The 11,539-nt window shown below is 73.1% G+C and carries 7 protein-coding genes and 1 pseudogene; 7 read left to right on the forward strand and 1 reads right to left on the reverse strand.

Translation table 11 applies throughout. The features are described 5' to 3' along the window. Nucleotides 1-122 precede the first annotated feature (122 nt). From G401_RS49115 to G401_RS0128540, 3 genes are all read left to right on the forward strand, one after another. Nucleotides 123-431, forward strand: coding sequence for a trypco2 family protein (locus G401_RS49115; protein WP_034593400.1), 309 nt, complete (start codon nucleotides 123-125; stop codon nucleotides 429-431). Continuing rightward, the gene (locus G401_RS0128535; protein ID WP_027345156.1) at nucleotides 428-4,024 is read left to right on the forward strand and encodes an NACHT and WD repeat domain-containing protein; all 3,597 of its coding nucleotides are present in this window, start codon (nucleotides 428-430) and stop codon (nucleotides 4,022-4,024) included. Before G401_RS49115 ends, G401_RS0128535 begins: the two co-directional genes overlap by 4 nt. Nucleotides 4,025-4,135: 111 nt before the next feature. Next, complete coding sequence (locus G401_RS0128540; protein WP_027345157.1) at nucleotides 4,136-4,666, forward strand: DinB family protein; 531 nt, start codon at nucleotides 4,136-4,138, stop codon at nucleotides 4,664-4,666. Between the two features lie 204 nt (nucleotides 4,667-4,870). Here G401_RS0128540 and G401_RS53465 read toward each other — a convergent pair whose 3' ends face one another. After that, nucleotides 4,871-6,712 carry a DivIVA domain-containing protein gene (locus G401_RS53465; RefSeq protein ID WP_051367279.1) on the reverse strand — a complete coding sequence of 614 codons (1,842 nt, stop codon included), beginning with the start codon at nucleotides 6,710-6,712 and terminating at the stop codon, nucleotides 4,871-4,873. A 347-nt stretch (nucleotides 6,713-7,059) separates the two neighbouring features. On the opposite strand from G401_RS53465, the gene G401_RS0128550 reads away from it, so the two are divergent. The 4 genes and pseudogenes from G401_RS0128550 (at nucleotide 7,060) to G401_RS0128565 (ending at nucleotide 11,359) form a co-directional block, all read left to right on the forward strand. Then, nucleotides 7,060-8,169 carry a glycoside hydrolase family 53 protein gene (locus tag G401_RS0128550; RefSeq protein WP_027345158.1) on the forward strand — a complete coding sequence of 370 codons (1,110 nt, stop codon included), beginning with the start codon at nucleotides 7,060-7,062 and terminating at the stop codon, nucleotides 8,167-8,169. 162 nt (nucleotides 8,170-8,331) lie between these two features. Further along, nucleotides 8,332-8,856: pseudogene (locus tag G401_RS49125) on the forward strand (PadR family transcriptional regulator); the annotation flags it as partial. A gap of 119 nt (nucleotides 8,857-8,975) precedes the next feature. Next, nucleotides 8,976-9,650, forward strand: a complete 675-nt coding sequence (locus tag G401_RS0128560; RefSeq protein ID WP_027345159.1) for an ABC transporter ATP-binding protein — start codon at nucleotides 8,976-8,978, stop codon at nucleotides 9,648-9,650. Beyond that, complete coding sequence (locus tag G401_RS0128565) at nucleotides 9,647-11,359, forward strand: hypothetical protein (protein WP_027345160.1); 1,713 nt, start codon at nucleotides 9,647-9,649, stop codon at nucleotides 11,357-11,359. Before G401_RS0128560 ends, G401_RS0128565 begins: the two co-directional genes overlap by 4 nt. Nucleotides 11,360-11,539 lie beyond the last annotated feature (180 nt).

Consider the following 11,539-nt stretch of genomic DNA (forward strand, 5'->3'; position numbering starts at 1 on the left):
TTCGCGCAAGATCGTCGCAGAGGGGGGCGCGGGGCGCGGTGGAGTGGAGGGGCCGGGGTGGGAGCGGGGGCGGGGGTGGGAGCGGGCAGTGTGGACGGTGGGCGGGTGGCAAGATGGCCCCCATGTCCTCCCAGATCGGCCTGGTCGATGTCGTGCAGGCCCTGCGTTCCGAACTGGCCCGTGCCAGCGCCCTCGCCACCGGCGAGGACATCCAGTTCCCCGTCGGTCAGATCACTTTGGAGTTCCAGGTCGGTGTGACCACGTCGGCCGAGGCCCGGGGCGGTGTCCGGTTCTGGGTGCTGGAGCTGGGCGCGCAGGCCGGGGTCTCCGCCGAGTCCGTGCAGAAGGTGACGATCCAGCTGGATCCGCCGGTGGACGCGTACGGGCGGCCGGTCAGGGTGTCGGCGGGGGAGACGGAGAAGCCCGGGTGAGCGGCTTCGCCGACCGGGTCGTCGAGGTGCTCTGCGATCTGGGGCCGGAAGCGCGGCCGCGCTGGCTGACGTCGTCCGGTCTGCTCGTGGACGACCGGCATGTGCTGACCGCCGCGCACGCCGTCGTGCCCGGAGCCGCCGTCACGGTACGCGGCGCGGACAAAGTCGAGCACGCCGCCACGGTCAAGGTGCACGGGGAGGCGGGCGGTGTCGACCTCGCGATCCTGGAGACGGCCGGGGGCCGAAGGCTGACGAGGCTCGCGTGGGGGGCCGTCGACCGCGACGGTGCCGAGATCGTCGCCGGCTGCCGTGGTCTCGGTTATCCGGTGTTCCAGCAGGTTCCGGGTCCCGACGGCCGGCCCGTACGCGACACCGCCCAGCTCGACGGCGTCATCCCGACCGGCGACCGGCGGGTGTCGGAGCTGCTCACGTTGCGGGTGACCAGTACGCCCCGGCCGCTTCCCCCGCAGGAGGAGGCGCTCGGGCGCAGCCAGTGGTCCGGGGTCTCCGGCACGGTGATCGTCACCGCCGACGACGTGATGGTCGGGGTCGTCACCGAGCACCATCCGCGGGCGGGCGACGCGGCCGTGACGCTGACGCCGATCACCGCGATCGACCGGCTCGCCGACGCTCCACAGTGGTGGGACATCCTCGGGCGGCGGCACGAGAAGCTTCCCAGGAGAAGGCGGTCGGCGTACCACGCGATCGTGGACGAGATCGTGGCGCGTACGCCGGCGCTGGTCGATCGGGAGGCCGAACTCGGCGAGCTGCGGGCGTTCGCGACCGGCCGGGAGGCGTACCGGTTCCTCATCGGTACGCCGTGGGCGGGCAAGACGGCGCTCGTCGCGCATCTGGCGGCCGACCCGCCCGACGGCGTGGACTGCGTCGCGTACCTGTTGCAGCGGCGGGCGCTGGACGCGACCGGGTCGCGGTTCCTCGCCGCCGTCACCGGCCAGCTGGCCGCCGTGCTGGACGAGGAGCCGCCGGAGAACCCGGACGCCGCGAACCTGGCCGACCTGTGGCGCCGCGCGGCCGACCGGGCCGAGCGCGTCGACCGGCACCTGCTGCTCGTGGTCGACGGCCTGGACGAGGATCTGCGCCCGGCCGGGGAGCGCAGCGTCGCGTCCCTGCTGCCGGCCCGCGCGGGCGGCTTCACCCATGTGCTCGTCACCGCCCGCCGCGATCAGCTGCCCGAGGACCTGGACGTCGATCATCCCTTGTGGAACGTCACGCCCGTCCGGATGGAGCAGGTCGTCGAGGCGGCCCGCGTCGAGCAGCGCGCGGTCTTCGACCTCGACGCGCTGCTCCGCGAGCCGGATGCGCGCAAGGTGATCGGGCTGATGTCGGCCGCGGCCGGCCCGCTGACCACGCCGGAACTCGCCGAACTGGGGGAACTCGACCCTTTCGTGGTGGCGGCGATCGTTGAGAAGCAGGCGGCCCGCGTCCTGGACGGCGGGGCCGGCGGGTGGCGCTTCGGCCACCAGACCCTGCTCGACGCTTGCCGCGACACCATCTTCGGACCGCAGCTCGCACCCTACGTGACCACTGTGGACACCTGGGCCGGGCGCCACGCGTCGGCCGGCTGGCCCGCGACCACCCCGCCCTACCTGCTGGCGCACTATCCGTGGGCACTGCTCGCGCGTCGCGACGACACCCGCTTCGCCGAGCTGACCGGCGACCCGCGCTGGCTCGACACCGCCGTCACCGCCCGTGGCGTCGACGCCGTCCTCGCCCCGTTGCGCGCCGCGCCGACCCCCGGGCCCGCGTTGCGCCTTCTCGAAACACAGGCCCACTTCCTGCGTACGCGGAAAGGCGTGCCCGTGGCGGGTCAGCTGGCCCTGGCGGCGGCGTTCGCCGGGTCGGACGATCCGCGCTGGGCGACCGCGGCCGGAGAGCGGTGCGGCCTGGCCGCCGACTGGACCAGCGGCCGGGCCAGCCGCTCGCTCGTGCGCTCCTTCGACACCGGCAGCCGCCAGGTCTGGTCGGCCGTGTTCGTCACCGACACGACCGTGCTGACCGGCGACGACGACGGCCGGGTACGCCTGTGGGAGCTGGACGGCGGCCGGTACACCGACGTCGGCCGCCATGCTTCCGGCGTACACCGGATGGGGGTGTGGAACGGGACCGCGGTGTCCTGCGGGAACGACCAGACGGTGCGACTGTGGAGTCTGGACGGTGGGCCGGAGCGTGAGCTGGTCCGCGGCCTGGGCCACACGTGGGCGGTGGCCTGGTCGCCGGACGGCCGGAAGATCGCGACCGGCGGCCGCGACCGCGTGGTACGCCTGTGGGACGTCGCGACCGGCGCGGACGAGCTCGTCGGCACCCACGACGACCAGGTACGCGTGCTCGTCTTCAGCCCCGACGGCACGATGATCGTCACCGGCGGCCGGGACGACACGATCCGGGTCTGGTGGCCCGCGACCGGGGCCGGGCGGATCCTGGGCCGCAACGAACCCGGCAAGTGGATCGAGGCGCTGGCCGTGACGCCCGACGGGCAGACGGTGATCACCGGTTCCTACCACGGCGTGGTGAAGGCGTGGCCGCTCGACGGCGGGCAGCCGCGCACGATCGGGCGGCACGAGGGCCAGGTCTGGGCGGCGGCGGTGAGCCCGGACGGCACGTTCGCGGTGACCGGCGGCGGTGACGGCTGCGTACGCCTCTGGCCGCTCGCGCCCGGCGTGACCGAACGCGTCCTCGGCCGCCACGGCGAACCCGTACGCTGCGTCAGCGTCAATCCGGCCGGCACGCTCGTCGTGTCCAGCGCGGCCGACGGGAACGTGCACCTGTGGGACCTCTCCTCCTCGGGCGACGCGGTCCCGGTGCGGCAGTCGCTGACCGCGGTCGCCGTCGACCCCGCCGGGCAGGTCTACACCGGATCGCTCGCCGGGGAGGTCCGGCGGCTGGCGGACGGGCTGCCGGGCGCGCCGGTCGGCGTACGCGCGCTGGCGGTGGCCGGCGGGCGGGTGTTCGCGCTCGCCGAGGACGGCCGGCTGCTCGTGGACGGGACGGAGTTCGGCCGCCAGGTCGGCGCCCGGTCCCTGGCGTCGTTCGCGGACGTGGTGGTGGTCGCGGGCGGGGCGGAAAGCGTGTCGCTGTGGCCGATCGGCGGCTCCGGCGGCCTGCCCGTCCGGCGAGTGGACGCCGGACGGCAGATCCAGGTCGTCGCGGCGGCCGCCGACGGGACGATCCTCGCCGGGTACGCGTCGGGGAGCCTGTCGCTCGTCCAGCCCTGGTCCGCGGTGGAGCAGCTGCTGCCACCGGATCTCCATCCTCCTGTGTGGAGCGTCGCGGCGACGGTCGCCGGCGGATCGTTCCTCGGCGCGTCCGGAGATCTCCAGGGCGCGGTCCGGCTGTGGCCGGGCGGCGAGGTGTTCGCCACGCTCGACGGTCCCGTGGCCGGTCTCGGCTTCGCCGCCGACGGCCGCGTCCTGCTCGGCGCCGGAACCGAGGGCCTGACCGCCTGGTCGGTGGCCGACGGGCGGGTGCTGGTACGCGTACGCACCGAGCCGCTGACCGGGCTGGCCGTCGCCGGGACCACCGCAGCCACGCTCTCCGATCAGCTGGGCGTCACCCGGTGGCGGCTGCGTCTCTGAGCCACCCTGCTTCTCCGGGCCACGCTGCTTTCTGAGCCACGCCGCTTTTCTGAGCCACGCCGCCGGTATTGGCCCGAGCGTCGCGGCGGCCGGTGTTCCTACGCTGCAACCATGGAGTTGTCGGAGGCCACGGCCGTCCTCGCGGGTACGCCCGCCGTCCTGGAAGCACTGCTCGCCCGGCTGCCCGACGGCTGGGCCCGTCGCGACGACGGGCCGGGCACCTGGAGCGCGTACGCGATCCTCGGGCATCTGCGGCACGGCGACGCGACCAACTGGCTGCCGCGTACGCGGATGATCCTGAACGAGGGGACGGCGCGCGGGTTCGAACCGTTCGACCGGGAGGCGATGCTGCGCACGGCGCCTGTGCCGGTGACCGCGCTGCTGGCGGAGTTCGCCGAGGCCCGGCGGGCGAGCCTGGCCGAACTGGCCGCCCTGAACCTGACCACCCCCGACCTCGTACGCCGAGGCCGCCACCCGGAGTTCGGTGAGGTGACGCTGGGTCAGCTGATCGCGTCGTGGGTGGCGCACGACCTGACGCACATTGGCCAGGCGAGCGAAGTGCTGGCGCGGCACTACCGGGAGGACGTGGGCCCGTGGCGCGCCTACATGCCCGCCCTGAACGGCACCGCCCCCGCCGAGTAACCCACCCACCCACCCACCCGCCCGCGCCCGCCCCCGCCCCGCGGCGACCCGCCAAGATCCCGTTTGGATCAGGGAAATCACCCGAATCTTGGCCCAAGATTACGTGGAATTCCCTGATCCAAACGGGATCTTGAGGGGCGGGGCGCGGGCGGGCGGACAGCAGGACGCCCCCGCCGGATCCGGCGAGGGCGTCGTCGTGCGGGCCTATTCGGCGTCGGCGCTGACCTTGTGGTGGTGCGGCTCGCGCTGCGCCGGGATCACCGGTACGCCGACCTCGTCGTCGTCCACGGCCGGCGGCACCTCGAGCGCGAGGTCGAGCACGTCGTCGTCCTCGGGCAGCGCCTCGGGCGCGACGACCTCGACCTGGACGGTCTCGGACTGGACGGTCTCGGCCGACAGCGCGCCGTTGCGGCCGTTCTGCTCGGCGGCCAGCCGTGCGTCCTGGCGCGGGTCGAACAGGTTGCGGCTCTCGAAGGCGGCGAAGCGCGGCGGCTGCTCGGGCTCGGGCCGGCGCAGTTCCTCGACCCGCCGGGCCTCCTCGGCGCGGCGCTGGTCGTCGGCCTGGCGCTGCTCGTACTCGGCGCGGCGCTGCTCGAACTCGACCTGGCGGGGGTCGCGGCGGCCCTCGGGGCGCTCGTCCTCCGGCCGGCGCAGGCCGAGCAGGCCACCGGTCGGCTCCTCGACCGGGCGCCGCGGTTCCTCCACGGCCCGGGGCTGCTCCTCGGCCACGCGGCGCTGCTCTTCGGCGGCCCGCTGCTCCTCGGCCGGACGGCGGTGGTCCTCGGCGGGCCGGTGACCGTTCTCCTCGGCGGGCCGGCGGTAGTCGTCGGCGGGCCGGTGACCGTTCTCCTCGGCGGGCCGCGCGGGCTCGTCGGACCGGACCGCGCCGGCACCGGCACCGGAGACCGGCACCATCCGGAACTCGCCGGTCTCGCCGCTGATCGCCGCGGCCGCCATGACCGCCGCGGCGGCCCGGTCGGCGACCCGCTGGGCCTCGCGCTGGACGCGGGCGCGTACCTCGGCGGCGTGCCGCTCGGCCGCTTCCGCCGCCCGGCGGGCCTCGTCGAGGCGGGTGGTCTCACTGGCGAGGTCCTGGCGGGTCTGGGCGAGCTGCTGCTGGAGCTGGGAGAGCTCGGTGGAGGCCGCGGATCCGTCCTGGCGGGCCTGGTTCAGCTGCTGCTGTACGCTGCCCAGCTGCTGCTGGAGCTGGGCGAGCTGCTGCTGGCGGCCCTGGATCTCCTTCTGCACCAGCGCCATCTGCTGCTGGTGGGCGGCCTGCTGGTCGTTGGCGCGCTTGCGCAGGTCGGCGGAGTATTGCTCGACCTCGGCCTGCATCGCCGCGTTCTTCTGCTCCGCCCCCGTCCGCTGCTGGGCCAGCTCGGCCTCGTGCGCGGCGCGCTGGTCGTTGAGCTCGGCCTCGGCGTTCGTGCGCAGCAGGCCGATCTCCTGCTGGGTCTGGTGGTGCGCGGCCTCGGTGTCCTGCTTGATCTTCTCCAGGGCGGCCTCGACCATGGCCTGCACCTCGGCCTGGGCCTGGGCGGCCGCGGCGGCGCTGGCCTCGGCGACGCGCTGGGCCTCCTGCAGCGACGCCTGGAACGCGGCCTCGCCCTCGGCGCGGGCCTTGTCGGCGGCCTCGTGGGTCTCGCTGAGCCGCCGGTCGGCTTCGGTCTGCGCCTCGGTGACCCGCTGCTCGGCGGTGTTCACGATCGCGTCGGCCTGCTTCTCCGACAGCGCCAGGATCTGGTCGACCATCGGGCCGAGGTGGCGGAACGACGCCCGGTCCACCTGCGGGGGGTTCTGGCGGATCTCGTTGAGCTCGGTCTGCAGCTCGGTGAAGTCCATCTCCAGGTGCTGCAGGTTCGAGGCGAGCGTCTGAATCTGGCGGTACGCGCGCTCGCGCTCGCCCGACAGGCTCGCGATCTCGCCGGCGACGTGCTCGACGTACAGGTCGACCTGGCGTTTGTCATAACCGCGCAGGCCCGAGTCGAAGTTCGGCCGCGAGGTCATGCTCTCGCTCTGGCCGTGCGTTCCCTCACCTTGGGACATGCGCCATCCTCCACACGATCATCAGCGCGGCAATCGGGGGACCGTACCTAACCCGCGCAGTCGACGGACTATACCGCCCGGCTGTTGCCATGCGAAGGCCTCCGGAGCCCCTCCGCGGTGACCCGAACGGCCACTCTTGCCGTGAGAGAGGGGATTGGGGCGATGGGAGGGGGTTTCGCAGCGGTCGACGAAGACCTATGCTCGTGCGCATCGCTCTGTGAACGTTCACGGCCTGCCCCGCCCCTGAACGACGTCCCTTTTGGAACAAAACTCAGGAAACCACCCGCTCCACGGACTGGGAACGTTCACAGAGCGCCACACTCACCATTTCGATCAAGGAGAACGGGATGGCAAGAACCCCCGCCCGGATCGCCGCGCTGCTGCTCACCGCGGCCGCGGCCGTGTTCGCCGTACAGCCGCCCGCGCTGGCCGCGAACACGCTGTCGATGCTCGGCGCCGACGTGTCCTCGGTCCAGCGCAGCCTCGACCTCGGTGCGAAGTACTACAACGGCGCCGGTACCGCCGGCGACCCGCTCGACATCCTCAAGGGCGTCGGCCTGAACTACGTACGCCTGCGGGTCTGGAACAACCCGGCCAGCGGCTACAACAACCAGGCGAAGGTCCTGGCGTACGCGAAGACGGTCAAGGCCAAGGGGCTGAAGCTCATGGTCGACTTCCACTACTCGGACACCTGGGCCGATCCCGGCAAGCAGTACAAGCCGGCGGCCTGGTCGAGTCACGGGATCAGCCAGCTGCAGACCGACGTGTACAACTACACGTACCAGGTGTGCAGCGCGCTGAAGGCGCAGGGGACGACGCCGGACAGCGTACAGATCGGCAACGAGATCAACGTCGGGATGCTGTGGAACGACGGCAAAGTGGTGAACAACGACTTCACCAACCTGTCGTTGCTGCTCAAGTCCGGCTACAACGCGACGAAGGCGTGCAACAGCGGTACGCAGGTCATCATCCACACGGCCGACGCCGACAGCGACGCCAACGCCCGCTGGTTCTACGACGGCATCACGGCCAAGGGCGTGACCTGGGACATCACGGGGCTGTCGTACTACTGCATGTGGCACGGGACGCTGTCCAACCTGTCCTCGGTGATCACGGACGTGAAGTCCCGGTACGGCAAGCCGGTGATCCTCGCCGAGACGGCGTACCCGTTCACGGCGGCGAACGCCGACTCGCAGGCCAACTCGGTGAGCGGCTCGGCGCCGTGCTCCGGGTACGCGGCCACCTGGGCCGGCCAGGCGAGTGAGTTCACGGCCGTGCAGAACACCGCCCGCGGCGCGGGTGCGATCGGCGTCTTCTACTGGGAGCCCACCTGGTACGCGATCGCCGGCAACGGCTGGGACCCGGCCAACATCAACGGCACCGGGGACCAGTGGGACAACATGGCGCTGTTCGACTGGACCGGCCATCTGAACCCGAATGTGCGGTTCACGGCGTAGTCCGGCGAACGGGAAGGACGCGGCCCGGCCGGGGAGGGGAGCCCCCGGCCGGGCCGCACTCGTCTGCCGGCCGAGGAGCGCGGAGGCCGCCGGCACGAAGCAACTATTCACTCAGTGAAGAGTCTCTTGACGTGGCCTATTCACTCAGTGAATACTCCTCGCATGTCGACGGGGCACGTACTGCTGGGGCTGCTGAGCCGAGGGCCGCAGCACGGCTACGACCTCAAGCGCGCCCACGACAGCCGGCTGCCGGCCGGCAAGCCGCTCGCCTTCGGCCAGGTCTACGCGACCCTCGGCCGCCTGCAGCGCGACGGCCTCGTGACGGAGACCGGCGCGGGCAAGGCCGGCGGTCCTGAGCGGACGTTCTACGACCTGACCGACGCCGGCCGGGCGGCCCTGGCCGAGTGGCTGCACACGCCCGAACCGCCCGCCCCGCACCTGGGCGGGACGATGTTCGTCAAGGTCGTCGTGGCCCTGCTGGCCGCCGACCGGCAGACCGCCGTGGACTACCTCGCCCGCCAGCGCGAGGCGCACATGGCCCGGATGCGCGAACTGACGCGGGACAAGGAATCGGCGGCCTCCCTCGGCGAGGTCGCCGCCGCCGACTACACCATCGCCCACCTCGACGCCGACCTGCGCTGGATGCAGCAGACGGTCGCCCGGGTGGACGCCCTCGCCGGCGAGATCGCCGAAGATGCGACCGCCGCGGACGAGGCCGGCGGGGACGAGACCGGCGGGGACGAGACCGGCGAAGACGAGATCGCCGAAGACCAGACCACCCACGGGGAGATCACGAGATGAACGGAATGAGCCTGCTGGAGGCCAGACGCGTCACGAAGGCGTACGGGCGCACGACCGCGCTGGACGCCGTCGACCTCCGGCTCGGCGCGGGGGAGGTCGTCGCGATCACCGGCGCCTCCGGCTGCGGCAAGTCCACGCTGCTGATGTGCCTGTCGGGGATCGGCGTACCGGACTCCGGGGAGGTGTGGTTCGCCGGGGCCCGCCTCGACGACCGGCCGGAATCGGTGCGGGCACGGCTGCGGCGGACGGAGATCGGCGTACTCCTGCAGCATGGACAGCTGGTGCCGGAGTTGCCGGCGGCGGAGAACGTGGCTCTGCCCCTCCTGCTCGGGGGCGCGCGGCGGGCGGGGGCCCTGCGCGCGGCGGGAGAGTGGCTGGACCGGTTCGGGGTGGGTGAGGTGGCCGCGCTGCGGCCGGGCGAGCTGTCCGGTGGCCAGCAGCAGCGGGTCGCGCTGGCCCGCGCGCTGATCACGAGCCCGCGCCTGCTCTTCGCCGACGAGCCCACGGGATCGCTCGACTCCGTCGCCGGCGAGGCGGTCCTGCGCGCCATGATGACCGCGGCGCGTGACCTGTCGACGGCGGTCGTGCTGGTCACCCACGACGCCACGGTGGCCGCGTACGCCGACCGCGAACTGCACATGCGCGACGGTGCCTTCCCGGGTCAGGTGGTGCCGGCATGAGGGCGGCGACCCTGCTCCGGCTGGCGTTCGCGGGTTCCTGGACCGACGGCGTACGCGCGGCGCTCACGGTTGTCGCGGCGTTTCTCGCCGGACTCGCCATCCTCGCGGTCGGCGTGGTGACGAACATGGCGCCGACGACCGCGATCCTGCCCGACGGCGACGGCCTTCCGCAGGAGTACCCGACGAGCTACCGGTACACGTCGCAGTTGCTCAACGAACCGGGGCTGCGACCCGGCCTGATCATCATGGTCGCCGCGCTCGCGATCCCCGCGCTGTTCCTCATCGCGCAGGCCGCCCGCCTCGGCGGGCCCGCCCGCGACCGCCGGCTCGCCGCCCTTCGCATCGCCGGTGCGGCTCCGCAGCAGGTCCGCTGGATCGCCGGCGCCGAGCAGGGCTTCGCGGTCGCCGCCGGCGCCGTGCTGGCCGCGGTCGCGTACCCGGGGGTGCGTGCGCTGCTCGACCGGCCCGTGAACGACCCCCGCTACCTGGTCAGCGCGGTCGCGTACCACGACGGCAAGGTCGTGCAGGAGATCCCGTACTTCGCCGGGCCGTGGCGGCCGCTCCCGACGGACACCGCGCCGTCGTGGTGGAGCTGGGTCCTGCTGCTCGCGCTGCCCGTCCTCGCCGCTCTCCTCTCCCTGTACGCGTTGCGCGGCGTGATCGCCGAACCGCTGGCGGCGAGCCGGGCCGCCCGGCGTACGCGGCCGCGCTGGTGGCCGGTCTGGGCGCTCGGGGCCGGGCTGGCCGGACTGGCCCTGTGCCGCGGCTGGCTCACGGCTCTGAGGTCCGACCCGGTCGAGGGCCGCGAACCACTGTCCACAGTGCTCCCTCATGTCGGCTCGGGGCTGAGCGTCGCGGCGATCGTCGTCGCCGTACCGTTCTGCGCGGCGGCCATCGGTCACGTGTGCGCCCGCGTCACCGCCCGGTACGCCCGCCGTCCCGCCCCGCTCCTCGCCGCCCGGCGGGTCCTCGCCGATCCCTACTCGGGCAGCCGCGCGGTCAGCGTGCTGCTGGTCGCCGCGCTGATGGTGGCCGTGTTCACCGGCGTACGCGCGCAGTTCGCGTTCGACAACGAGATCGGGGCGCTCTCCAACACCAGCCACGGCGACCCGCAGCTCGACCGGACGGTGTTCGGCCTGCTCGACGGGCTCGTCCAGGTGTTCCTCTGGATCGGCGCGGCCGGCCTGCTCATCGCGCTGACGGACCGGGCGCTGACCCGCCGGCGTACGGACGCGGCGGCCACCGCGGCCGGGGTCTCGGTGACGACACTGGCCAAGGCGAGCGTGGGAACCGTTCTCCTGACCGCGATCCCGGGTGTCCTGCTGGGACTCGCCGTCGGGACGGCCGTGCCGTACCTGGCCCTCGATCCGGTGCAGAAGCCGGACTCGATCGAGTACACGTGCTACGCGCACCAGTCCTCGTCCAGCGCCACGGACCCGCCGGAGGTGCCGTGTACGCCCGCCGGCATCGCCGCCCACATCGCCCTGCAGAAGTGCGCGAGCAACGGCGGAGGCCCCTGCCCGGACGCTCCGTACTCGTGGGTGAACGCGCGGACGCAGGGCCCGTGGCACGCCGTCTACCCGGCCGTCGAGTGGCTGTCCCTCCTGCGGTACGCGGGCCTGGCCCTCCTGGCGGTGGCCCTGGCGACAGCCCTCAGCCTGGTGATCGGCCGCCGTTCCCCGGCCGCCACCGCCCTGCGTACCACCTGATCCTTCCAAGACCTTCAAGATCCTTTTATGGGCATTTTGTCCCGGGTTCGTCGATCTCGCCTCCGCTCCTCGCGCGGGAGACCGTTCCGGCCCCGCCAAACCCGGGCGGGGCCTCCACTGCCAGGTGAGTGGGGCGACGCATCGTCCACCGTCGCCCGGTCACCGTCTACCCCCAACCCG

This window comes from Hamadaea tsunoensis DSM 44101 (genome assembly GCF_000428945.1).
Classification (GTDB): Bacteria; Actinomycetota; Actinomycetes; order Mycobacteriales; family Micromonosporaceae; genus Hamadaea; species Hamadaea tsunoensis.

Coding starts and splice junctions, on each gene's coding strand:
- G401_RS53465 (WP_051367279.1), bottom strand. CDS start 6,712: ATGTCCCAAGGTGAGGGAACGCACGGCCAGAGCGAGAGCATGACCTCG.
- G401_RS0128560 (WP_027345159.1), top strand. CDS start 8,976: ATGAGCCTGCTGGAGGCCAGACGCGTCACGAAGGCGTACGGGCGCACG.
- G401_RS0128550 (WP_027345158.1), top strand. CDS start 7,060: ATGGCAAGAACCCCCGCCCGGATCGCCGCGCTGCTGCTCACCGCGGCC.
- G401_RS49115 (WP_034593400.1), top strand. CDS start 123: ATGTCCTCCCAGATCGGCCTGGTCGATGTCGTGCAGGCCCTGCGTTCC.
- G401_RS0128540 (WP_027345157.1), top strand. CDS start 4,136: ATGGAGTTGTCGGAGGCCACGGCCGTCCTCGCGGGTACGCCCGCCGTC.
- G401_RS0128565 (WP_027345160.1), top strand. CDS start 9,647: ATGAGGGCGGCGACCCTGCTCCGGCTGGCGTTCGCGGGTTCCTGGACC.